The organism is Spongiactinospora sp. TRM90649, assembly GCF_029382225.1.
Classification (GTDB): Bacteria; Actinomycetota; Actinomycetes; order Streptosporangiales; family Streptosporangiaceae; genus Spongiactinospora.
On record NZ_JARLTC010000033.1, the window covers coordinates 123,223 to 144,806 of the forward strand.

General features: G+C 71.7%; 28 protein-coding genes and 1 pseudogene. 19 read left to right on the forward strand and 10 right to left on the reverse strand.

The window, feature by feature from the left end; all coding sequences use genetic code 11:
- Nucleotides 1–40: 40 nt before the first annotated feature.
- Together P3X83_RS33005 and P3X83_RS33010 are read left to right on the forward strand one after the other, a co-directional pair.
- A complete protein-coding gene (locus tag P3X83_RS33005) occupies nucleotides 41–700 on the forward strand; it encodes a CGNR zinc finger domain-containing protein (RefSeq protein WP_277309220.1) in 660 nt (219 codons plus the stop codon).
- Nucleotides 701–743: 43 nt separating this feature from the next.
- On the forward strand, nucleotides 744–1,151 hold the full coding sequence (locus P3X83_RS33010; RefSeq protein WP_277309266.1) for a phosphotransferase: 408 nt from the start codon (nucleotides 744–746) through the stop codon (nucleotides 1,149–1,151).
- Nucleotides 1,152–1,186: 35 nt separating this feature from the next.
- On the opposite strand, the pseudogene P3X83_RS33015 reads toward P3X83_RS33010, so the two are convergent.
- Together P3X83_RS33015 and P3X83_RS33020 are read right to left on the reverse strand one after the other, a co-directional pair.
- Nucleotides 1,187–1,771, reverse strand: a pseudogene (locus P3X83_RS33015) (Tn3 family transposase); the annotation flags it as partial.
- 7 nt (nucleotides 1,772–1,778) lie between these two features.
- Nucleotides 1,779–2,276: a hypothetical protein gene (locus tag P3X83_RS33020; RefSeq protein WP_277309221.1), complete on the reverse strand. Its 498-nt coding sequence runs from the start codon at nucleotides 2,274–2,276 to the stop codon at nucleotides 1,779–1,781.
- A 72-nt stretch (nucleotides 2,277–2,348) separates the two neighbouring features.
- On the opposite strand from P3X83_RS33020, the gene P3X83_RS33025 reads away from it, so the two are divergent.
- The 6 genes from P3X83_RS33025 (at nucleotide 2,349) to P3X83_RS33050 (ending at nucleotide 8,187) form a co-directional block, all read left to right on the forward strand.
- Nucleotides 2,349–2,624 carry a hypothetical protein gene (locus P3X83_RS33025; RefSeq protein WP_277309222.1) on the forward strand — a complete coding sequence of 92 codons (276 nt, stop codon included), beginning with the start codon at nucleotides 2,349–2,351 and terminating at the stop codon, nucleotides 2,622–2,624.
- Between the two features lie 542 nt (nucleotides 2,625–3,166).
- Nucleotides 3,167–3,538 (forward strand): metalloregulator ArsR/SmtB family transcription factor, encoded by a 372-nt coding sequence (locus P3X83_RS33030; RefSeq protein WP_277309223.1) that lies wholly within the window; start codon nucleotides 3,167–3,169, stop codon nucleotides 3,536–3,538.
- Complete coding sequence (locus P3X83_RS33035; RefSeq protein WP_277309224.1) at nucleotides 3,535–4,221, forward strand: cation transporter; 687 nt, start codon at nucleotides 3,535–3,537, stop codon at nucleotides 4,219–4,221. Before P3X83_RS33030 ends, P3X83_RS33035 begins: the two co-directional genes overlap by 4 nt.
- A 37-nt stretch (nucleotides 4,222–4,258) precedes the next feature.
- Nucleotides 4,259–5,404 carry a winged helix DNA-binding domain-containing protein gene (locus tag P3X83_RS33040; protein WP_277309225.1) on the forward strand — a complete coding sequence of 382 codons (1,146 nt, stop codon included), beginning with the start codon at nucleotides 4,259–4,261 and terminating at the stop codon, nucleotides 5,402–5,404.
- A gap of 147 nt (nucleotides 5,405–5,551) precedes the next feature.
- On the forward strand, nucleotides 5,552–7,615 hold the full coding sequence (locus tag P3X83_RS33045; protein WP_277309226.1) for a sensor histidine kinase: 2,064 nt from the start codon (nucleotides 5,552–5,554) through the stop codon (nucleotides 7,613–7,615).
- 68 nt (nucleotides 7,616–7,683) lie between these two features.
- A complete protein-coding gene (locus P3X83_RS33050) occupies nucleotides 7,684–8,187 on the forward strand; it encodes an isochorismatase family protein (RefSeq protein WP_277309227.1) in 504 nt (167 codons plus the stop codon).
- On the opposite strand, the gene P3X83_RS33055 is transcribed toward P3X83_RS33050, so the two are convergent.
- Nucleotides 8,102–8,710, reverse strand: a complete 609-nt coding sequence (locus P3X83_RS33055) for an XRE family transcriptional regulator (RefSeq protein ID WP_277309228.1) — start codon at nucleotides 8,708–8,710, stop codon at nucleotides 8,102–8,104. The two genes, P3X83_RS33050 and P3X83_RS33055, sit on opposite strands and share 86 nt — an antisense overlap.
- 168 nt (nucleotides 8,711–8,878) lie before the next feature.
- Between P3X83_RS33055 and P3X83_RS33060 the strand changes: the two genes are divergently transcribed.
- Entirely contained in the window at nucleotides 8,879–10,072 is a 1,194-nt protein-coding gene (locus P3X83_RS33060; protein WP_277309229.1) for an MFS transporter, read from the forward strand.
- Here P3X83_RS33060 and P3X83_RS33065 read toward each other — a convergent pair.
- The gene (locus tag P3X83_RS33065) at nucleotides 10,058–10,228 is read right to left on the reverse strand and encodes a hypothetical protein (protein ID WP_277309230.1); all 171 of its coding nucleotides are present in this window, start codon (nucleotides 10,226–10,228) and stop codon (nucleotides 10,058–10,060) included. The genes P3X83_RS33060 and P3X83_RS33065 overlap by 15 nt on opposite strands.
- A gap of 48 nt (nucleotides 10,229–10,276) precedes the next feature.
- Between P3X83_RS33065 and P3X83_RS33070 the strand changes: the two genes are divergently transcribed.
- Nucleotides 10,277–10,738, forward strand: coding sequence for a MarR family transcriptional regulator (locus tag P3X83_RS33070; protein WP_277309231.1), 462 nt, complete (start codon nucleotides 10,277–10,279; stop codon nucleotides 10,736–10,738).
- Here P3X83_RS33070 and P3X83_RS33075 read toward each other — a convergent pair whose 3' ends face one another.
- Nucleotides 10,739–11,356 carry a LysE family translocator gene (locus P3X83_RS33075; RefSeq protein ID WP_277309232.1) on the reverse strand — a complete coding sequence of 206 codons (618 nt, stop codon included), beginning with the start codon at nucleotides 11,354–11,356 and terminating at the stop codon, nucleotides 10,739–10,741.
- Nucleotides 11,357–11,467: 111 nt separating this feature from the next.
- Here P3X83_RS33075 and P3X83_RS33080 point away from each other — a divergent pair, with 111 nt between their 5' ends.
- The 5 genes from P3X83_RS33080 to P3X83_RS33100 all read left to right on the forward strand — a co-directional run bounded on the left by P3X83_RS33080 (nucleotide 11,468) and on the right by P3X83_RS33100 (nucleotide 15,313).
- Entirely contained in the window at nucleotides 11,468–11,938 is a 471-nt protein-coding gene (locus tag P3X83_RS33080; protein ID WP_277309234.1) for an Lrp/AsnC family transcriptional regulator, read from the forward strand.
- A gap of 104 nt (nucleotides 11,939–12,042) precedes the next feature.
- Nucleotides 12,043–12,768 carry a VOC family protein gene (locus P3X83_RS33085; protein ID WP_277309235.1) on the forward strand — a complete coding sequence of 242 codons (726 nt, stop codon included), beginning with the start codon at nucleotides 12,043–12,045 and terminating at the stop codon, nucleotides 12,766–12,768.
- A 354-nt stretch (nucleotides 12,769–13,122) separates the two neighbouring features.
- The gene (locus P3X83_RS33090) at nucleotides 13,123–13,503 is read left to right on the forward strand and encodes a GntR family transcriptional regulator (protein ID WP_277309236.1); all 381 of its coding nucleotides are present in this window, start codon (nucleotides 13,123–13,125) and stop codon (nucleotides 13,501–13,503) included.
- Nucleotides 13,500–14,324: an ABC transporter ATP-binding protein gene (locus tag P3X83_RS33095; protein ID WP_277309237.1), complete on the forward strand. Its 825-nt coding sequence runs from the start codon at nucleotides 13,500–13,502 to the stop codon at nucleotides 14,322–14,324. The genes P3X83_RS33090 and P3X83_RS33095 overlap by 4 nt, the downstream gene beginning before the upstream one ends.
- Nucleotides 14,321–15,313, forward strand: coding sequence for a hypothetical protein (locus tag P3X83_RS33100; protein ID WP_277309238.1), 993 nt, complete (start codon nucleotides 14,321–14,323; stop codon nucleotides 15,311–15,313). Before P3X83_RS33095 ends, P3X83_RS33100 begins: the two co-directional genes overlap by 4 nt.
- Here the strand turns inward: P3X83_RS33100 and efeB are convergent.
- The 3 genes from efeB to efeU are packed head-to-tail and all read right to left on the reverse strand — an operon-like array spanning nucleotide 15,228 to nucleotide 18,471.
- Nucleotides 15,228–16,478 carry an iron uptake transporter deferrochelatase/peroxidase subunit gene (gene efeB / locus P3X83_RS33105; RefSeq protein ID WP_277309239.1) on the reverse strand — a complete coding sequence of 417 codons (1,251 nt, stop codon included), beginning with the start codon at nucleotides 16,476–16,478 and terminating at the stop codon, nucleotides 15,228–15,230. The genes P3X83_RS33100 and efeB overlap by 86 nt on opposite strands.
- Before the next feature lie 20 nt (nucleotides 16,479–16,498).
- A complete protein-coding gene (gene efeO, locus P3X83_RS33110) occupies nucleotides 16,499–17,632 on the reverse strand; it encodes an iron uptake system protein EfeO (protein WP_277309240.1) in 1,134 nt (377 codons plus the stop codon).
- Between the two features lie 14 nt (nucleotides 17,633–17,646).
- The gene (gene efeU, locus P3X83_RS33115) at nucleotides 17,647–18,471 is read right to left on the reverse strand and encodes an iron uptake transporter permease EfeU (protein ID WP_277309241.1); all 825 of its coding nucleotides are present in this window, start codon (nucleotides 18,469–18,471) and stop codon (nucleotides 17,647–17,649) included.
- 129 nt (nucleotides 18,472–18,600) lie between these two features.
- On the opposite strand from efeU, the gene P3X83_RS33120 reads away from it, so the two are divergent.
- From P3X83_RS33120 to P3X83_RS33130, 3 genes are all read left to right on the forward strand, one after another.
- Nucleotides 18,601–18,849: a hypothetical protein gene (locus P3X83_RS33120; protein WP_277309242.1), complete on the forward strand. Its 249-nt coding sequence runs from the start codon at nucleotides 18,601–18,603 to the stop codon at nucleotides 18,847–18,849.
- Nucleotides 18,850–18,921: 72 nt separating this feature from the next.
- A complete protein-coding gene (locus P3X83_RS33125) occupies nucleotides 18,922–19,422 on the forward strand; it encodes a hypothetical protein (protein ID WP_277309243.1) in 501 nt (166 codons plus the stop codon).
- Nucleotides 19,423–19,531: 109 nt separating this feature from the next.
- On the forward strand, nucleotides 19,532–19,837 hold the full coding sequence (locus tag P3X83_RS33130) for a hypothetical protein (protein WP_277309244.1): 306 nt from the start codon (nucleotides 19,532–19,534) through the stop codon (nucleotides 19,835–19,837).
- Here P3X83_RS33130 and P3X83_RS33135 read toward each other — a convergent pair.
- Nucleotides 19,822–20,433, reverse strand: a complete 612-nt coding sequence (locus P3X83_RS33135) for a dihydrofolate reductase family protein (RefSeq protein ID WP_277309245.1) — start codon at nucleotides 20,431–20,433, stop codon at nucleotides 19,822–19,824. The genes P3X83_RS33130 and P3X83_RS33135 overlap by 16 nt on opposite strands.
- Nucleotides 20,434–20,540: 107 nt before the next feature.
- On the opposite strand from P3X83_RS33135, the gene P3X83_RS33140 reads away from it, so the two are divergent.
- Entirely contained in the window at nucleotides 20,541–21,242 is a 702-nt protein-coding gene (locus P3X83_RS33140; protein WP_277309246.1) for a TetR/AcrR family transcriptional regulator, read from the forward strand.
- A 43-nt stretch (nucleotides 21,243–21,285) separates the two neighbouring features.
- Here P3X83_RS33140 and P3X83_RS33145 read toward each other — a convergent pair whose 3' ends face one another.
- Entirely contained in the window at nucleotides 21,286–21,471 is a 186-nt protein-coding gene (locus tag P3X83_RS33145) for a hypothetical protein (protein ID WP_277309247.1), read from the reverse strand.
- Nucleotides 21,472–21,584: the final 113 nt, after the last annotated feature.

Consider the following 21,584-nt stretch of genomic DNA (forward strand, 5'->3'; position numbering starts at 1 on the left):
TCTAACGCATGCAACCTCGTGATACCGTTAGAACGTGAGTATGGGAGATACCGTCGAAACGCCGGAGTCGATAGCGCGGTCCGACGGCCTGGTCACCGCATCCTTGGTGGTCGTGCTGCCCGACGAGCCGCTGCCCGTCCAACTGATGAATACGATCTGGGCCGACCGAGGCGGCGTTCACGACGTCCTGACCACGACGGGTAACCTGCACGCCTGGCTCACCGCCGTCCAAGCTGGCGAAGAGGCGCCGGACCCCGACCCCGGCGATCTGCAACGATTCCGTGCCCTGCGCGACGCACTGCGCCGCCTCGCCGCGCTGCTCACCGATGACGCGCGCCCCGCCGCCGCATCAGCCACCGCCGACATCGAGCAAGCCGTCACTGACCTCAACAGCGCCGCCGCACATGCGCCCACCTGGCCACAGCTGACCTATCACGACGGCGAACTCCACCAATCCACCGCCGGCCACGCCACCGCCACCCAACGCGCCCTGTCGTCCCTCGCCCACCAGGCCATCCACCTGCTCACCGGCGAAGACCGCATGAAGCTCCATGCGTGCTACGCACCGGGCTGCGTGCTGTACTTCGTGAAAAACCACCCGCGCCGCGAATGGTGCTCAACCGCATGCGGCAACCGCGCTCGCGCTGCCCGTCACTACCAACGGCACTACAAGAGCCCGCCCGATAGCAGCCCAACCTAGGCGAAGCACCCGTCGCGCTTCGGGCATACCAGGCGGGGGCGGCGTGGTTGGCCACGAGCGCTCCCGACAGCTCACCGCTGATCCCCTGCCGCCGACTCTCGGCCTGTCCGACGGCAACCATGCCAACTACCTGTGGGACGACCACGATCGCCAGGTGCGCATCATCGACTGGGAAGACTCCGGCCGCAGCGACCGCGCCTTCGAGCTCGCCGAAGTCTGCGAGCACATCTCACGCGTCGACGGCGCCCTCGACGCAGAGCAACTGCTGGCCGCCACGGAGCTGACCAGGCAGGAGCGCGAACGCGTACGGGACTTCCGCCAGCTGCTCGCGCTGGGCTGGTTCCTCATGCTCGGCCCGGACGGGCCGTCCGCCGCCCGCAATCCCGCAGGGACCCTGGAACGGCAGGCCCGGCGGGGTCCTTCACCTGCCCGCCTGACCGCGAACCGGTAGCCGCAGATCGCGAACAAACCGAACACAATGTCGGAATACGACGCCGTGTCCGTCGTCAGGACCTCCGGCTGCTCCTTGGCGTCCAGCCGGTGCAAAGCGTCCAGGATGAACAGCGAGTCCCGCATCGTCCCCGGCACCAGCAGCCCGCCCAGGCCCATCACCCGATCAGAGACGACCGCCAGCCATGTCGCGCCCTTGGACCGTTTGGACTGGCCGAAGTAGTGCGGGTTCGGCCGCCCGTACAGGGAGCGGACCGGGACCACGAACCGCAGCCCGTCGGCCGAGGCGACCAGCCCGCCGCCCCAGTCCTCGCGGGCGATGTCGATGCTGGCCTGCTTGTCGATCAGCTTCCCCGACGCCAAGCCCATGCCCTCCTGGTGGAAATAGCCCTTCTCCGCGCTGATCAGCCGATGGATGCCCAGCACAGGGTCGCCGGGCTAGGCCACCGGCCCCAAGCCGAGGTTGCAGGAGCGCGCCATCATCAGCGCGGCCAGGCTGATGTCCAGATCCGCGCGCCGCGACGTCGAACCGGAGATGTGCTCGAAGGCGTCGAACATGCCCGTGTGGCCGTGGACCTCCAGCGGCAGCTCCGGATAGTCGATGCGCGGCAGCATGTTCATCACCGCGTCATGGACCGCCTGGTAGGCCTCCGGCAGCTGGGCCGCCTCCAGCCGGGCCAGGTTCAGCCGGCCGTCCTTGACCGTGATCGCGGGGTTGGCATCCAGGCTGTCGGCCAGCGGCGTGCCGGTCGATCAGCCGGTCGCCGAGCTCGGGGTTGTCGTACACCAGCCGCCGCCACGACCCCGCCACCAGATCTTTGTGCGCCTCGATGTGCTGCAGCCCGGCGTGCTTGCCGTACGCCAGCACACGAGGCAGACCCCGCAATGCCGCGATCACCGGGACACCGGCATCGGTGCCGCCCCAAGGGATCGTGTCGGCCAGCAGCTCGACGAACCCGCGCACCGAAGCGAACCGGTTCGTCAGCTCCGCCCGCCGCGCCAGATCCTCATCTTCACCGGCCGGAGGCACCAACTCCTTGATCACCGCCAGCGCCGCCTCCAACTGCTCGATCGGCACCACCGACGCGATCCGTGCGATCGTCTCCGACGCGGTCGTCTCCCGCACCACCGGCCCCGATTCGGCACTCTCCCCAGCCAGGTCATCGGGCTGCGGGGCTGTTCCTGCTGGGTCATCGGGGTGTCCAGCGCTGCCCGCAGCGCCGACTCGGCCTGCAGCGCGGCCTTGCGCACCTTGGGCAGCGACTTCAGCTTCGCGTTCTTCTCATCCCGGCTCGCCCTCGCCAGCAACTTCGTCGACATCAGCAGATCGAACAGCAGCAGCGCGTCATCGACCGACACCGTCCGCGTCCAGGAAGAAGAACCGCTCCAGATCCTCCGGCGGCGGATCCGTCAAGAACCGCCGGTAGCGGGCCCGCTATTCCTCGGACAAGTACTGAAACGACATAAACCGTGACGGTATGAGATCAATGACTGTCTACCAGCCGGTACACCCAAACCGAGATCAACTCGTCCGCGATGCCTCAGCCTACACCCCTGACCTGCGGCGGAGGCTTACCGTTCAATTCCGGCCGGATAGTCCCAAGACCCCACACCGGCCCGGCCGCCGCGATCGCCTGAGACTCGGAGCTCCCGCCCCGTCAGAGCGCGGCCGGGGCCTGCGTCGCGTAGCGCGCGGCGAGGATGCCACGGTCCCGTCTGGCCTCGGCCAGGACAGGTGTCGGTGTCGTTGACCTCCATGACATGCGGGGCCACCTCGGGCGGGGAGATGTATCGGGCCGCGCGCTCCGTCCAAGGCGCGGCCTGGCCGGGAGCAGGGTCCGCGCGGAGGAGCCGATCGGCGGTGCCCTGCCGCAGCCGGGCGCAGGCACCCGCAGGGCGTCCAGCTCGCGAAGGTCGACGAGAGGTTCGCCGCACTCGGCGATTCGTGATCATGGCATGACGCGTGGGCCGGGCGACAGGCTTCATTTCATCACAAACTTCAGATATCATCGCCAAATGACGATTAATGCTGATGGCGGGAGCTGTGTGCGGGCGGACATCGCCGCCGGGGTCTCACCGGCGGCGGCGTTGTTCCACTCGCTGGGCGACGAGACCCGGCTGCGCATCGTGGCGCGGCTGGCCCTGGGCGAGGCGCGGGTGGTGGACCTCACCGCCGAGCTCGGACTGGCCCAGTCCACGGTCTCCAAGCATCTGGCCTGTCTGCGTGACTGTGGCCTGGTCGGCTACCGGGCTCAGGGCCGTCAGTCGTTCTACTCGCTGACCCGTCCTGAGCTGACCGGGCTGCTGGTGGCCGCCGAGCACCTGCTCGCCGCCACCGGGCACGCCGTGGCCCTGTGTCCGGCCGGCGCCGGTGAGGCGGTCCGATGACGGAGGCCATGGCGGTCGGGCCGGCGCCCGCCCGGCGTGCGCTGCTGCGGCGGCGAATCCGGCTGCTGGTCGCGGCGACGATCACCTACAACGTGATCGAGGCCGTGGTCGCCCTCGGCGCGGGCGCGGCGGCCTCCTCGGCGGCGCTGATCGGGTTCGGCCTGGACTCGCTGGTGGAGGTGGCCTCGGCGGCCGCGGTGGCCTGGCAGTTCTCCGCGGCCGTGCACGAGCGGCGCGAGCGGGCCGCGCTGCGGGTCATCGCCCTGTCGTTCTTCGCGCTGGCTGCCTTCGTCACGGTCGACGCCGTGCGGTCGCTGCTCGGGGCGGGGGAGGCCGAGCACTCCACTCCCGGGCTGGTGATCGCGGCGTTGTCCCTGATCATCATGCCGTTCCTGTCGGCGGCGCAGCGCCGGGCGGGCCGTGAGCTCGGTTCGGCCTCGGCGGTGGCCGACTCCAAGCAGACGCTACTGTGCACCTACCTGTCGGCGGTGCTGCTGGCCGGGCTCGCGCTCAACAGCGCCTTCGGCTGGGCCTGGGCAGACCCGGTCGCGGCCCTGGTCATCGCCGCCGTGGCGGTCAAGGAGGGGCGCGCGGCCTGGCGCGGGAACGCGTGCTGCGCCGTGCCGGCCGCCGGGGAGGAGCCGTGCGCGGACGGCTGCTGCGCCCCCGGCCGGCCCGGGTGAGACCGGCGATCCGAGTGACGAAAGAAAGGGCACGGACATGAAGGTCACGGCGCGGGCGCTGAACCGGGCCACCCTGGCGCGGCAGCTCCTGCTGGAGCGGCAGCCCATCGACGTCGCCGAGGCGGTGCGCCGGGTGGTCGCCCTGCAGGCGCAGCAGCCGGCCTCGCCGTACCTGGCGCTGTGGAACCGGCTAACCGGCTTCGACGCCGCCGCGCTCGACGCCGCGTACGCCGGTCGGCGGGTGGTCAGGTCGACGCTGATGCGGATCACCCTGCACGTGGTGCACGCCGAGGACTATGGGCCGTTCCGCGAGGCGATGGAGCCCACGCTGCGCGGCTCGCGGCTGGGCGATCCGCGGTTCGGCGAGTCCGGGCTGACCGTGGCCGACGCCGAGGCGCTGCTCCCCGACCTGCTGAAGTTCGCCGGGAGCCCGCGCACCGCCGCGGAGGCGATGGCCTGGCTCGGCGAGCGGCTGGGCTCGCCCGTGCAACCGCCGGCCTGGCAGATGTTGCGTCAGTACGCGCCGCTGCTGCACTCGCCCGCCGGGCGGCCGTGGAGCTTCAGCGCGCGGCTGTCCTACGAGGCGGCGGCGGGCGTGGCCGTCCCGGCCGCCCCCGAGGTGTCCGCGCGGACGCTGGGGATCCTGGTCCGCCGTTACCTGGCGGGGTTCGGACCGGCGTCGGTGGCCGACATCGCCCGGTTCGCGCTCGTGCAGCGGACCCGCGTCAAGGCGGCCCTGGTGACGCTCGACGGCGAAGTCGAAGTGCTGGAAGGCCCCGACGGCAGGGTGCTGTACGACCTTCCCGGCGCGCCCCGGCCGGATGAGGAGACCCCGGCCCCGCCGAGGCTGATGGCGATGTGGGACAGCGTGCTGCTGGCCCACGACGACCGCGACCGTCATATCCCGCCCGCCTACCGGCCGCACGTCATCCGCAAGAACGGCGACGTGCTGCCGACCCTGCTCGTCGACGGGCGGGTGGCGGGGGTGTGGCGCGCCGTCGAGGGCGGCATCGAGGCGACGGCGTTCCACCCGCTGCCCGGCGAGGTGTGGGAGGCGCTGGCGGGGGAGGCCCGTTCCCTGCTCGCGCTGCTCGGCGACCGCGAACCGGAGGTGTACCGCCGCTACGGCCACTGGTGGGGCAATATGCCCGGCGGTGAGGTCCGCGTGCTGCCCGCGGGGTGATCGCGGCGACGGCCGCACACCGCACGGAACGTGCGTGAACCGAGACGGAAGCCGTACCTGAAGGTGGCACAACCAGGACAAAATTACCTCTGGAGGGTGCGGCCGGGGAGTGACGGCTCCCGGCGGCCCGCCAGAGGAGGACGGGAAGTGCGGCGGGCAGTGACGGCGGACGGCGACGCGCAGGCGTCCCCGGGCCCCGCGAGCGGGAGCCGGGCCGGAAGCGGCCGGGGACGGCGGGCGCTGCCGTGGACGTGCCGCCTGTCGGTGGCGCTGGCCGTGCTGTCGGTGGCGCTGACCGTCGCGGGCACCGCCGTCCAGTTCGCGCTGCCCGCCGAATGGGCGCCGTGGCCGCCGCTGGCCCCCGACCACGCGGCCGGTCTGCTGTTCCCGCCGGTCGGGGCGTTCCTCATCGCCCACCGCCCCCGCCTGCGGCTGGCCTGGCTGATGTGCGCGGGCGGCCTGGGCTGCGCGCTGAACGTGATGCTCACCGGGGTGCAGCTCGCGCTCGCCTCGGCGGGCGACCTGACGGGGGCGGGCCTGGCGCGGATCGCGGCGATCGCAGGCTGGGCCGTCGGCGGGTGCGCCATCACGATCGTCCTGCCGCTGCTGTCGCCGGACGACCGCCTGCCCTCGCGCCGCTGGCTGCCGGTGGCGGTCGCCGGAGTGGCGGCGGTGCTCGCCGAGGCCACCCGCAACATCGTCCGGCCGACGCTTCCGGCCGCCTCCTACCGCTGGCCCGAGGTCATCCCGAACCCGCTGGCGATCGAGGCGCTGGCCGCCCACAACGCCACCCTGCAGAGCGTGCTGACCATGCTGCTCAACGCCTGCGGGGTGCTCGTCCTGCTGTCCCTGCCGCTGCGGCTGCGGCGCGCCTCGCCGACGGCGCGCAGGCAGATCGCCTGGCCGCTGCTGGCGTTCGCGATCTACACGGTGTGCCCGCTGCTCGGCCCGTCCTTCTGGCTGCCGGCGACCGTGTGGACCGGCCTGATCCCGGTGGCCGTCGCCTTCGCGGTGCTGCGCCACCGCCTGTACGGCATCGACACCGTCATCAGCCGGACCGTCGTGGCCACCGGTCTGATCATCGCCGCCGGAGCGGTGTACTTCGGCGCCGCCGCGCTGACCGGGCTGCTGGTCTCGGGCTACGACGAGGTCGTCGGCCTGGCCGCCGCGCTGGCCACGGGCGCGTTCTTCCAGCCGCTGCGCACCCGGCTGCGCCGTCTCACCGACGTGATGCTGTACGGCAGGCACGGCCAGCCCAGGGAACTGGCCGCGCGGCTGGCCCGCGAGGTCGGCGAGACCGGGCCGACCAACGCGCTGGCCGCCGTGACGGCGGTGGTCCGCGACGGGCTCAGCGTCACCGGCCTGGCCGTCGAGGTCGGCCCGACCGGCATCCGGGTGGAGCTGGGCGCGATCGGCGCCGAGCCGCGCGAGGTGCCGCTGGTGTGGCACGGCGAGCCGGTCGGGCGGATGCTGGTCGGCCCGCCCGGCGCGCGCCGGTTCTCCGAGGCCTACACCCAGCGGCTGATCGCGACGGCGACGCCGTACGTGGCCGACGTGGCGCACGCCGTGCTGATGACGGCCGACCTGCAGCACTCCAGGGAGCGCATCCTGAGCACGCGCGAGGAGGAGCGGCGCAGGCTCCGCCGTGACCTGCACGACGGACTCGGCCAGGCGCTGACCAACATGTCCATGGTGCTGAACATGGCCAGGCTGAGCCTGCGGCAGGCCCCCTCGTCGGCCGACCGGCTGCTGGTGGACCTGCACGGCGGCATGGACTCGGTCAGCCAGGAGATCCGCGAGCTGATCTACGGCCTGCGCCCGCCCAGCCTGGACGACCTGGGCCTGGCGGGGGCCGTGCGGGCGCTGGCCGAGGCGCCGGGGCCGCCGGTGAGCGTCGGGATCGAGGGCGACACCACCGGCCTGCCCGCCGCCGTGGAGGTGGCGGTGTACCGGATCGTCCAGGAGGCGCTGACCAACGTGCGCAAGCACGCGGCGGCCACCCGCGCCGAAGTGACGCTGGTGCGATCCGGGCAGGTGGTGACGGTCCGGGTGCGCGACGACGGCAAGGGCCTGCCCGAGCACCGCCGTTCGGGCGTCGGCACCGGCTCGATGCGCGAACGCGCGGCCGAGCTGGGCGGCACCTGCCTGATCACCCCGCCACCTGACGGCGGCCCGGGAACCCAGGTGGAGGCCACCCTCCCGTTCAGTTGAGCACGTTCACGCCGTCGCTCATGTAGACGTAGACCCGGCTGAACCGGCCGTTCTCCAGGTAGAAGAAGTTGGCTCGTGAGACGGACGTCGTTGCCCTCGGGGTCGGTGAGCTCCACCGTGAACTGCGAGACGACCCGGTTGTCGTCGGGGTCGGCCACGTGGAGGGGGGCCCTGCCGAGCTGGGCGGGGACGGCCGTGCCCAGGCGTTCGCCCAGCCAGGCGGCCGTCTCGATCAGTGGCCGGACGCGTATACCGGTGGCCACGCCCATCCGGTCCAGCGCGTACAGCAGGTCTTCGGCAGCTCGCTGGCCGCGACGCTGACCAGCGCGGGCATCGACACGCTGTTCATCTGCGGGCTGACCACCAGCGGCTGCATCCGTGCCACGGCCACCGACGCGCTGCAGCACGGTTTCCGCCCGCTGGTGGTGGCCGACGCCTGCGGCGTCCCCGCCGGTGGGACCATCGGGGCCGGTCGGGCCGCGACGATCAGCGGTCGTCGCGCGGCTCCCTCCCGCCGGAGCGCGGGCGGGCGCGGACGTGGATGCGCTCGCCCTGGCCGCCGAACAGGTTGAGGACCTCGACCGGGGATCCGCCGGTCGAGCCGAACCAGTGCGGCAGGCGGGTGTCGAACTCGGCGGCCTCGCCCGGCCCCATGATCAGGTCCCGGCCCGCCACGATCAGCCGCAGCCGCCCGGACAGCACGTACAGCCACTCGTAACCCTCGTGCGTGACCGGCTCGGGCCGGTGCTGGTCGGCGGGGATGATCGATTTCCAGGCCTGCAACGGCCCCGGCTGGCCCGTCAGCGGGATCACCGTGCGGCCGTTGTGGACCCGGGGCCGGCAGCGGACCCTCGGGTCGCCGACCTCGGGCGCGCCGACCAGTTCGTCCAGCGGCACCTGGTGCGCCTGGGCGATGGGCAGCAGCAGTTCCAGGCTGGGGCGGCGCCGCCCGGTCTCCAGCCTGGACAGCGTGCTCTTGGATATGCCGGTGGACTCGGCCAGCGCCGAGAGGCTCAGCCCGCGCTGGGCGCGGAGGCGCTTGAGGCGGGGGCCGACCTGGGCCAGCGTGGCCGCGATCGGGGATTGCTCGTCCATGTCCCCATTCCACCTGCCGCGTCCCGGAAACGGCAACAGAAGTTGTCGATCCGTCGAGCGCCGACGCACGATCGGCGCGGAGGTGATCGCCATGATCGAGGCGACGAACGACCAGGACGGCGGCGCGGGGGCCGTCTCGCGCGGGGTTCCGGTGCGGGGTGAGGGGCGGTGAGCGTCGAGACCACACAGCGGCAGGTGGCGGCGCCTCGCGGGCGGCTGCCGTTCGGCGTCTATCTGCTCGCGTTCAGCCTGTTCGCGATGGGCAGCGCGGAGTTCCTGCTGGCCGGGGTGCTGCCCGCGGTCGCGGGCGACCTGCGGGTCTCGCTGTCCGCCGCCGGGGCGCTGATCTCGGCCTTCGCCGTCGGCGTCGTCATCGGCGGGCCGCCGTTCGCGATCCTGACGCTGCGCTGGCCGAGGCGGACCACGCTGGTGACCACGCAGGCCGTGTTCGCCGTCTCGGTGACCGCCGGCCTGCTGACCGGCGATCACACGGTGCTGCTGGTCAGCCGTTTCGTCTGCGGCCTGGCCTACGCGGGGTACTGGGCGGTCGCGGCGGTCACCGCGGTCGGGCTGGTAACGCCGGAGCGCACCGCGCGTGCCGCCGGCGTGGTGGTCAGCGGGCTCAGCCTGGCGATGATCGCCGGTGGGCCGGCGGGCGCGTTGCTCAGCCATTTCACCGGGTGGCGGGGCGGCTTCTGGGGCGTGGTCGCGCTGACCGCGCTCGGCGCGGTCCTGACCTTGGTGGCGATGCCCGCGACGAGCGGGGGAACGGAGCCCGGCCTGCGGCGGGAACTGCGCACCATGCGCCGGCCGCGGCTGTGGGTCGTGTACGCCATGACCGTCCTGAGCACCGCCGCCTACATGGTCTCGTTCAACTATCTGGCGCCGTTCCTGACCGACGTCACCGGGGTGCCGGCCGTCTGGGTGCCCGCGATCCTGGCGTTGTTCGGAGCAGGGGCCTTCGCCGGGTTGTCCGTCGGCGGCAGGATCGCCGACCGGTGGCCCTTCGCCGCGTTGCTGCTGGGGGCGTCGGGCATTCTCGGTGTCTCGGCGCTGCTGGCCGTGCTGGCGGGGAACGCGGTCGCGGTGGTGCCGCTGGTCGCCCTGCTCGGGGTCGCCGCGTTCGTCCTGAATCCGGCCATCTTCGGGCGGGTGTTCACCATCGCGGCGGAGGCGCCGACGCTGGCCGGGGCGACCACGGTCTCGGCGTTCCAGCTCGGCATCAGCCTGGTCCCGGCGCTCGCCGGGACGGTGCTGAACTCCGGTGCGGGCGTCGCCGCCGTTCCCTGGCTGGGGGTCTGCCTGGCGGCGGCCGTCGTGCCGGCCGTCCTGCTGGACCGCCGGATGTCACGCGGCCGCTAGCGTGCGCAGGAAGTCGCCGAGGACGGCGTTGTAGGCGTCGGGGCGTTCCATGTTGGGGTCTTTGCACATGCCGTGGTCCAGGAAGCCGCCGTACAGCAGGACGACGGGGGCGCCGGAGCCGGTGTCCAGCCAGAAGGGTTCATCTATGACAACCAAGGTGTCATTTCTTGGGCAAGATGGCAACCAAGGTGTCATGATGGTGAGGTGAACGAGACTCGCCGCGACCCGGTGACCGACCGGCTCAGTGAGGTGTTCGACCTGGTGGGGCCGCTCTACCGGCGCGCGCAGCGCAAGGTGGAGCAGGACGCGCCGATCGAGGGGTTGTCGGTGGGGGTACGGGCGGTGCTCTGCATGCTGCACGAGCACGGCCCGATGACGGTCCCGCAGATGGGGCGGGTGCAGGCGCTGAGCCGTCAGTTCGTGCAGCGGATGACCAACGACGCGGCCGGGCTGGGGCTGGTGGAGTTCGCCGCGAACCCGGCGCACAAGCGGTCCTCGCTGATCATGCTCACCGGCCCGGGGCGGGCCGCCATCACCGCGATGATCGCGCGGGAGCGCGCCGTGCTGCGGCAGATCGGCGGCGACCTGACCGACGCCGAGGTCACCGCGTGCCTGCGGGTCCTGTCGCGGCTACTGCGGCTGCTCGACGACGTCGAGGTGGACTGATCATCCGCCGATGAGGTGGGCGGCCAGGAGCCAGGCGCCGAGCGCGATCATGGCCGCGCCGGACAGGCGGCCGAGCAGGCGGGCCGAGCCCGGCCGTACGGCGAGGACGCTGCGGGTGAGGCGGCCGACGGCCAGGTAGAACAGGCCCACGGTGAGGATGAAGGTCAGGCCGAGGGCGATGATCTGCGCGGCGATCGGCCAGGCGTCGCGGGGGTCGGTGAACTGCGGCAGCAGCGCGACGAAGATCAGCAGCCCTTTGGGGTTGAGCGCGCTGACGCCGATCCCGCGCAGGAACACGCCCCGTTCCCCGGCGGGCGTCCCCCGCGTCGCCGCCGCGCCGGGCCGCGCGGCGAACGTGGTCACGCCGTGCCAGATCAGATAGGCGCCACCGGCCACGGTGAGGACGCCGAGCAGGCCGGGGTCGCCGGCGACCAGCGCGCCCACCCCGGCCGCGACCGCCAGGGTGACCGCCGCGTACCCGGCGACCAGCCCGCCCACGGCCAGGTAGACGGGCCTGCCGCGCGCCCCGGCGCCGATGATGAAGGCCCAGTCGGGTCCGGGAACGGCGATGAGCGCGAGTGAGACCACCCAGAAGGCGACCACTGATTCTGCGGCCACGGAATCAAATCTCCTTACAAATGAGCATTTGTCCGAAGAATAGTGAGATCAGCTGCGAAAGTGCTTCCGACTTCTCCTCGACCCGAGCACATCGGTGGGAGAATCTTCCACATGGACGCGATCGATCGGAAGATCCTTGCCCTGCTGCAGGAGGAGGGCCGGATGACGATCACCGAACTGGCGGCCCGGGTCGGGCTGAGCGTGTCGCCCTGCCACCGCCGGCTGCGGGAGCTGGAGCGCGACGGCACGATCCTGGGCTACCGGGCGGTCGTCGAGCCGTCCGCCCTCGGGCTCACCTTCCAGGCGCTGGTGTTCGTCACCATGCGGCAGGAGGATCGCGACACCCTGCTCGGTTTCGAGGAGGCGGTGGCCCGGGTGCCCGAGGTGCTGCAGGCGCAGCGGCTGTTCGGCGACCCCGACTACCTGCTGCGCATCGCCACCGCCGACCTGACCGCCTACCAGGAGCTGGAGGACGACGTGCTGTCGGCGCTGCCGGGGGTGCAGCGGCTCAACTCCACGCTGGTGATGAAGCACGTGGTGAACGACCGTCCGCTGCCGACGGCCCCGCCGCGCGGGCGGTGACCGGCCGGGCCGCGCGCGCCGTTATCCGGTGGCATCGCGTTCACCGGGCGGGTTAGCGTGGTGCTCCGGTCCGCGCCCGCCGGCCGGTGGATTGGAGGCGCGGGATGTCCGCTCGGCTCGTGGCGCTCTGCTTCGACGCGAACGACCCGCCCGCGCTGGCGCGCTTCTGGGCCGGGGTCCTGGGCTGGGAGACGACCGGGAGCCCCGGAGATGGCCTCGCGCTCGTACCTGACGACGACACCGGGTTCGGCCTGCGCTTCCTGCCGAGCACGGCGAAGAAGACCGGCGAGAACCGGATGCACTTCGATCTGACCAGCACGTCCCCGGACGACCAGCGGCGGACGGTGGAGCGGGCGCTCACCCTGGGCGGGCGGCACATCGACGTCGGGCAGCGCCCCGAAGAGGGTCATGTCGTGCTCGCCGACCCCGAGGGCAACGAGTTCTGCGTGATCGAGCCGGGCAACGCCTTCCTGGCCGAATGCGGGTTCGTCGGGGCGCTCGCGTGCGACGGCTCGCCGGAGGTCGGCTACTTCTGGAGCCGGGCGCTGGACTGGCCGCTGGTCTGGGACCAGGACCGGGAGACCGCGATCCGCTCGCCGCACGGCGGCCCGAAGATCACCTGGGGTGGTCCGCCGCTGATGCCCAAGACGGGCAGGAACCGGCTGCACTTCGATCTCGTGCCGCCCGCCGACGGTGATCCCCGGTCGGAGGCCGAGCGTCTTGTCTGCTTGGGGGCGACCCTGCTCGAACCGGTACGGCCCGGCGCCGGCCGGGTGGCGATGGCCGATCCCGACGGCAACGAGTTCTGTGTGCTGTCCGCCGGCGAATGAACCGGGTGGCGATCCACCGATCGGTGGATCGCCACGGTCGATCGGCTGACCGCGCGGCCCCGCCGTCCGGCAGGCAGGTCCCGTCCACTGGGGGAGATCAGGGTCCTCGGGCTCGACCCCCTGCGGGACCACGCGGTACTGACCCGGCGGCGTTCAGTTGCAGTCCGGCCGGCTGCCTGACCGCCTCCAGGTCGGCGAGGCGCTGGAACTCTACGGCCCCTTCTACCACGACCCGGCCGGTCCATCACCGAGGCCACGGTGAAGAGAACCCTGTTGAACATCTACGCCAAGCTCGGGGTGAGCGATCGCCGATGTACCATTTAGCTAATACCTTAGTGAAAGGGTGGTTTGGTGATGATCGAGTTTCAGCTCGACCGCGGTTCGGGGGTGCCGACCTACCTGCAGCTCGTTCACCAGGTCAAGGCCGCCATGCGGCTCGGCGCGCTCAAGCCGGGCGACCAGCTCCCGACGGCCCGCGAGGTGGTGGAGAAGCTGGCGATCAACCCCAATACGGTGCTCAAGGCCTACCGTGAGCTGGAGCGCGAGGGCCTGGTGGAGGCGCTGCCCGGCATGGGCACGTTCGTGCGGCGGGTCATTGGCGGGGCCACGTTCGCCGAGCACGCGCGGCTGCGCGGCGGGCTTGCCTCCTGGGTGCGCGAATGCCGGCAGGCCGGGCTCGCCGAAGAGGACATGAAGGCGCTGTTCGACTCCGTGCTCATGGAGGCGGTCGCGTGAACGCGGTCGAGGTGCGCGGCCTGCACATACGGGGCCTGCGCGACTGCGCGTTCGCGATCCCTCGCGGGCGGGTCGCGGCGCTCGTCGGCCCGAACGGCGTCGGCAAGACGACCTTGATGCATGTGCTGGTCGGGCTGCTCGCACCGGCCGGGGGCACGGTCACGACGGCCGGTGACGTGGCGTTCATGGCGCAGGACAAACCGCTCTTCCACGGGTTCACCGTGGCCGAGCTGCTCACGTTCGGGCGCCGGACCAACCCGGTCTGGGACGAGGCCGCCGCCCGGTCCCGGCTGGCGGAGCTGGACATCCCGCTGGACCGCAGGGCGCGCCGGCTGTCGGGCGGGCAGCAGGCGCAGGTCGCGCTCACCCTGGCGCTGGCCCGGCGGCCCGCGCTGCTCGTCCTGGACGAGCCGCTGGCCAACCTCGACCCGCTGGCCAGGCACGACGTGATGCGGGCGCTGATGGCCGAGGTCGCCGAGCGCGAGCTGACCGTGCTGATCTCCTCGCACGTGATCGCCGACCTGCGCGACACCTGTGACTGGCTGATCGTGCTCAACGGCGGGCGCGTGCAGGTCGGCGGCGACATCGACGAGCTGCTGGAACGTCATCTGCTGCTGACCGGCCCGCCCGGGCTCGCCGAGCCGGCGCAGGTGGTGGCGGCGGGCCGCGCCGGCGGTCAGGTCACGCTGCTGGTCAAGGACGCGGGCGCGCTTGACCCCCGGTGGTCGGCGCGGGGCGTGGGCCTGGACGAGCTCGTCATGGCCTACCTGCGCAGCCCCGAATCGGCGGCCCTGCCCAGGCTCGCGGGGGTGCCCCAATGATCTGGCTCACCTGGCGTCAGCACCGCGCCCAACTCCTGATCGCCTCGGGGCTGCTGCTCGCGCTCGCCGCGATGTTCCTCATCTCCGGCGCGGAGGCCGGCGGGTTCCGCGCTGGGCACCCCACCCTGCCCGAGGGCGACATGCGGGCCGGACTCAACGAGCGGTACCAGGTGATCTACACGATCTTCGGCTGGCTGCCCATCGTCGCTCCCGCCCTGGTCGGCGCGTTCCTGGGCGCGCCGCTGCTGGGCGGCGAGTACGAACGCGGCACCCACCAGCTCGCCTGGACCCAGTCGGTGCCGATCGGCAGGTGGCTGGCCGTCAAGCTCGGCCTGCTGTCGGCCGCCGTCGTCGCGGGCGGGCTCGCGCTGTCGGCGATGATCGCGCTGTGGCGGCCGGTCTTCGGCAGGCAGGACGTGTTCGGCAACATCGGCGTTTTCAACATGGTCGGGATCATGCCCGCGGCGTGGTGGCTGTTCGCGTTCGCGCTGGGCACGGCGGCCGGGGCGCTGCTGCGCAGGACGATGCCCGCGATGGGGGTCGTCGTCGCGGCGGTCGCACTGGTCACGTTCGGGCTGTTCAGCCTGAGCGATCACTACGCCGTGCCGTCCCGCGTGGTGACCACGGACTACGCGGCGCTGCTGGAGAACGACGCCAGGCTCGTGCGGCGGGCCTGGCTGAGCCCCGACGGCCGGGAGAGCGCCGGGCCGCCGCCTGCGGTGTGCCCGCGCGGCGGCGGCGCCAGGGAGCAGGAGGCGTTCGAGCGCTGCCTGCTGGACAAGGGCTACCGCCAGGTGGCCTACGTCCACCTCGCGGACCGGTTCTGGCGGTTCCAGCTCACCGAGGCCGCGATCCTCGTGGCCGGGAGCCTGCTGCTGAGCGCGGTGACCGTACGGCGGACGCTCACTCGAACAGGGCGCGCCCCCAGTGGTCGGCCGCGTCCCGGACGCCGGGAGGAACCGCGAACAGGCCGCTGGAGACGTGCTTGATGTACTCGTTGAGCACGTCTCGCCGGGCCAGGGCCAGCTGCACCGGGACGAACTGGGTGCGCGGGTCGCGCTGGTAGGCCATGAAGAACAGGCCGGCGTCCAGGCGGCCCAGGCCGTCGGAGCCGTCGACGTAGTTGTAGCCCCGGCGCAGCATCCGCGCGCCGTCGTTGGCGGAGGGATGGGCCAGGCGCACGTGGGCCACGTCGGCGATCACCGGCTGCCCGTCGGGGCCCTTCCTGGTGAGGTCGAGCTCGTCGAACTCCCGCTGGTGGCCCAGCCCGGCCCCTTCGCCCTTGGTCCTGCCGAAGATCCTCTCCTGTTCTGCCAGGGAGGTGCGGTCCCACGTCTCGATGTGCATCCTGATCTTACGGGTGACCAGGTAGCAGCCGCCGGCCAGCCAGGCGGGGCCGTCCTTGCCCGCGACCCACAGGTGGTCGCGGAGCATCGCGGTGTCCTCCAGCTTCAGGTTGGCGGTGCCGTCCTTGAAGCCCATCAGGTTGCGCGGGGTGGCCTGGGCGCGGGAGGTGGAGGAGGTACGGCCGAAGCCGAGCTGGGAGTAGCGCACGGTGACGCGGCCGAAGCCGATCCTGGCCAGGTTGCGGATGGCGTGCACGGCCACCTGCGGGTCGTCGGCGCACGCCTGGACGCACAGGTCGCCGCCGGAGATCTCCGGGATCAGCGCCTCGCCGGGGAATCTGGGCAGCGGGGCCAGCGCGGCGGGTTTCTTGGCGGCGAGCCCGAACCGGTCGTCGAACAGCGAGGCGCCGAACCCGATGGTCAGGGTGAGGCCGGACGGCGGCAGCCCCAGCGCCTCGCCGGTGTCGTCCGGCGGGGCCTCGGGGACCCCGCCGAGGGCGCCGAACGTGCCGGCCTCCTGGCCCTGCGTCATGCGGGCGGCGGCGGCCGTCCACTCCTGCAGCAGCCCGGCCAGTTCGGCCCGGTCGCGGGTGGTGACGTCGAACGTCGCGAAGTGCAGCCGGTCCTGTGCGGGGGTGACGATCCCGGCCTGCTGGGGGCCATAGAAGGGGACCGGGCCCGGGGCCGAGACGGTCTGGATGGCCTGGGGTTCCCCGCTCAGGGCGCGGGCGGCCAGCGCGCCCGCGCCGGCGGCGGCGACCCCCGCCGCTCCGATGCCGAACATCGTGCGGCGGCTGATGGCGCTCACGGCGGCTCCCTTCCCGTTCCCTAGGCGGCCACGACCGCCGCGATCTTGCTCACCGGTTCGGCGAGCGCGTTGATCACGTCGGAGAGGGCCTTCAGTTCGTCCTTGCTCAGCTCGTTGTGCGCCTTCCAGCCGTCGCCCGAGCGGTGTGCCTCAAGCGCGGTCTCGGCCGCGGCGAACTTCTGGTCCAGCGTGGTCACCAGTTCGGGGGAGCGCTCGGAAAGGACCGGGCGCAGCGACTGGACGGCGGCCTTGGATCCGGCCAGGTTGGCCGCGAAGTCCCACAGGTCGGTGTGGGAGTAGCGGTCCTCCTCACCGGTGATCTTGCCGGTGGCGACCTCGTCGAGGAGTTCCTTGGCGCCGTTGCCGAGCTGCAGCGGCGACAGCTTCTCGGCGTTGGCCTTCTGCACGATCAGCCGGATGTCGGCCATCAGCCGGTCGGCCGTCGGCCCGGAACCGCTGATGTCGCCCTCGTCCCACAGGTCCTTTTCCAGGCGGTGGAAGCCGGTGAACTCCATGCCCTCCTCCAGCACGTCCTCGCGCCCGTCGATCTTGGGGTCGAGGTCGCCGAAGATCTCCGCGACCGGTTCGATGCGCTCCCAGTAGGTGCGCGCGACCGGGTAGAGCTCCTTGGCCTTCTTGGCGTCGCCCGCCTTGACGGCGTCCACGAACTCCTGGGTCTTGGTCAGCAGCGCGTCGGTCTGGCTGCGCACGTATCGCTGGTAGCCGGCCGCGGCGGCGGCCAGCGCGGCGTCGTCGGTGAGCGGCTTGTGCTCGCCGGTGACCTTGAGCGGGCCCCGGATGCCCCTGCCGACCATGCCCGGCTTGCACGCCGTCTCATAGGCGCCGGGCGGCAGTTCGACGACCAGCTCGCGGGTCAGGCCGGGCACGATGTTCTCGATCTCGCCCATGACGCGGTCGCCGGGGGCGTAGACGTAGAACTCGGTCACCTTGGTGCCGCCGTTGGTGATGGCGAACGTGGAGGTGCCCGCGTTCACCTGGGCGACCGACACCTTGCACTCGGCGTCGGCGGCGGCCACGGTCACCTTGCCCGGAGCGGCGGCGGGGGCCTTGGCGGGCGTGCCGCCGTCGCCGTCGGCGCTGCAGGCGGTGAGCCCGGCGAGGACCAGCAGGCCGGCCAGGATTCGGGTGCGCATTGTTCTCTCCGGGATCATGAAGCGGTCTGAGGGGCCGCCTTGGCGGTGGGCGGCCGGAGGAAGAGGAACAGGACGGGCACGACGTACAGGAGCCACGCCGTGACCTCCAGCACGCTGGGCTGGGCGGTGATGTTGAACATGCCGCTCAGCACCGCGGAGTACCAGGCGCCGGGGTCGAGGACGCCGCTGACGTCGAAGGCGTGGCTGGTCAGGCCGGGCAGCAGACCGGCCTCCTGCAGGTCGTGCACGCCGTACTTGAGGATGCCGCCCGCGACCAGGACGAGCAGCAGGCCGGTCCACATGAAGAACTTGGTGAGGTTGACCCGGATGGCGCTGGCGTACAGGCCCCAGCCGATCAGCACCGAGGTCAGCAGGCCGAGGCTGATGCCGATCAGCGGCTGGGCGGTCGTGGCCGCGCCCTGGGCGGAGGCGAAGAACAGCAGAGAGGTCTCCAGCCCCTCCCGCACGACCGACAGGAACGCCATGACCGCCACCGCGACCGAGCCCACCTGCATCGCCTGGCCGAGCCTGGCCTTGAGGTCGGCCGAGATCTTCCGGGCCGCGCCGCGCATCCAGAAGATCATCCAGGTCACGAAGATCGTGGCCGCGATGGACGCGACCGCCTCGAACAGCTCCTGGTGCTCGTACCGCAGGCGGGCGGCGGTGAAGGAGAGCAGTGCGGCGAAACCGACGGAGAGCGCCACTGCCGCCGCGACCCCGGCCCACACGACCGGCAGCCGGTCCCGGCGATCGCTCTTGACCAGGAACGCAATGAGTATCGACACCACGAGAGTGGCCTCAAGCCCCTCGCGGAGGCCGATGAGGTAGCTTGCGAACATGTGAACGCTCCCGAAGGTGAGCCTTTCCTAATTCAGGCCAGGTTCACCTTACGCCCGCCCCAACGTTCCGCCACAGGGGCGTCCCACTTCGCCCACGCGCCGGTCGATCGGCGCCGGAGCAGGTCAGCCGTGGACGGCGGCAGCGTGGCACGTGACGCCAACGGGGCGTTGCGGCTCGGGCCCGGGCTGCTCGACCTGGGCAGTTCCGTCGAGGGCGGGCTGCAGCGCGCCGCCGTGCCGTACATGACGTGGCTGGCCGAGCGGCTCGACGCGACGGTGGCGATGAGCGTGGCGGAGGGCGGCGACGCGGTGTGCCTGATGTCGGTGGAGCCGCCGTCGAGCAGCCTGCACGTGGCGCTGCGCCCGGGGTTCCGGTAGCCGCTCGACCGCGGTTCCGACGGCCTGGCGCTGCTCGCCGCGCGTCCCCCGGTTCCTGGCGAGCGGCCGGAGGTGGCGCTGGCCAGGTCCCGGGGATTCGCGCTGAGCGCGGGCGAGATGCAGAGTGGGGTGATCTCGATGTCGGCCCCCGTGGTCGCGCCGGACCGGGGAGTGGAGGCCGTCGTCACCCTTCCCGGCCTCGGTGATCTCCAGCATGGCGGCGCAGGCCGCCTCGCCGACCGCGGCACCGTACCTCGCGAGCGCCAGCTCCTCCTCGCTCTTGGTCAGCATGAGCACGGAGAAGTCGAAGGAGACATCGGTGAACCCGGCAGGCCGGCCGAGGCGCGTTCCCAGAGCGGGTGGGGGATGATCCCCTCGGGTTCCGCCGGGCCGTTGCCGGCCAGGCCCACCACGCCCACGTTGCGGCAGCCTTGCAGGGCCTGCGGGATGAGCTCGCTGGAGCTGATTTCTCACGCGAAAGGGACATTGCCGGGCCGGTGCGGTAGCCGTACCGTCACGCTTGGCAGCGAACTCGGCGCGCACCGCGCCGCCACCGGCACCACCCGGCCGTGACCGGTTCAGGCTACGCCAACGGTTCCATCTGCCCTGGTCAGCGGCCCTGCCCCCGTCCACCCTTACGACGACCCGGCCTCGAAGACCCGCCTTTCCCCAGGAGGAGATCGTGACCGAGCCCACCAGTCCCGCCAGCCCCGCCGGCTCCCGCGGCGAGCCCATCACCCTCGATCCCACCGGCCGGCGCTTGTACGCCCAGCTCGACGAACTCCGCGCGACCGGCCCGGCCGTCCGCGTCCTGCTGCCCGACGCCATCGGGCGGGGGGACGTTGAAGATCGAGCCTCCGGCGCCACCCAGTCCCTGCTGCGGCAGCGGCACATCCTCACCGAGGCCGGCCTCCTCGTGCGGACCGAAGGCGTCGCCGAAGGGTTCCGCCCGGCCGAGGCGAGACGCCGGGCTCAGGGGCGGTGGTAGCACAGGGCGACGGCGCTCGTCTCGGGGATGGTGGTGGCGTGGGAAAGCCGCCACTTCGACGCCAGGCCGTCGGGCAGCAGGCGCACTCCGCCGCCCAGGGTCGCCGGGACCACGGTCATATGGAGCTCGTCGATCAGGTCGGCCTTGAGCAGTGCCTTGATGATGCTGGCGCTGTTGATGACGAGGATGTCGCGGCCCGGCGCGGCCTTGAGGGAACGTACCTCGGCCTCGAGGTCGCGGGAGACTCGGGCGTTGGTCCATTCGGTCTTGTCCAGGTCGGGTTGCTGCAGGGTCGTGGAGATGACCACCTTCTCGACCGTGGCGAGCCAGTTGCCCAGATCGCGGGTCCGAGCCGAACTGCTCGGGTCGCTGGTCAGGCCGGGCCAGACGGAAGTGAAGCCCTCCCAGTTGACGCGGCCGACGACCGCCGTGCTCACCCCGCGCCAGATCCCCTCGTACATGATCTCGCTCTGCTCGCTGCTGATGTGGGCCATGGCCCAGCTCATGTCGTCCTCGGGGCCTGTGCTGGTGTATCCGTCCATCGAGACGACGGCGTCGGCGATGACCTTGCGCTGCTGGTCGGTGTTCTCAGCCATGATGGCCCCCTTGTAGCTGATGACGATCCACGAAACAGTATCCGGCGGACGCTGTGTATGCTAGACACAGATTCAGGCCGGCGGCAAGGCATTCCTGGAGGATCGATTTGGACAGCACCGTTGAGCTGCTTTGGGGGGTGCGACCAGCGCCGAACCGGGGACCCAAGCCTGCGTTCACCATCCAAGACATCGCCAGGGCCGCGATGGACCTCGCCGACGCCGAAGGACTGGCCGCGCTGTCCATGCAGCGGGTCGCCGGCGAACTCGGCTTCACCAAGATGGCGCTGTACCGTTACGTCAGCGGGAAGGCCGAACTCATCGCCGTCATGATCGAGGAAGCCGTGGGCCAGCCGCTCGATCTGAGCGCGGTCCCAGGCGGCTGGCGCGGCAAGCTCCAACAGTGGGCCCAGCAGCTGTGGGCGACCTGGGACCGCCACCCGTGGCTGCCCGGCGCCACCATCGGCGAGCGGGTCATGGGCCCCAAAGAGATCGGCTGGACAGAAATCGCGGTCGCCGCCCTCGCCGGGACCGGCCTGGACGGCAGCGAGCAGATGGACGCGATCCTCCTGCTCAGTGGCCACGTCCGCAACACCCGATCATCCGCATCGGCCGGAACCCAGCCATGGACCACACAGCGGCAGCTCACGCCCGACCTCAGCACCCTGCCCGACCACGCCGCCGACCGCTTTCCCGCGCTGACCGCCGCCATCGCATCCGCCGGGGAACAGACCCCGGACCAGAGCCGCGAGTTCGGCCTCCAACGCCTCCTCGACGGCCTAGAAGTCCTCATCAACCAACGCACACGCTGACCGACCAAACCGCCCGATCATCGCCGGGAATTCGCGCTGCCGCTCAGCGCCCAGGGCATACACATACGGCCTGGCGGGTAAGGGGAGCCGTGCCGGCGATCAGCAGGACCGGGCGTGGCGGCTCGGCGCCGATGGCCTCCAGGAGGACCCGTAGTTCCCCGGCCTCCGTGGCGACCGATGCGGTCTTCCCGGTGGCCAGGTCGGTGAGCGTCGGCCGCAGCGGTCTCATGGTCTCCATCGGGAACCCGGGTGTGGAGAGGTCCACGGTTCCCGATCGGCCCAGACTTCTACGTCGTTCATTGGGAGGGACGGCCTTAAGGAGCATAAAATTCAGAATGATAA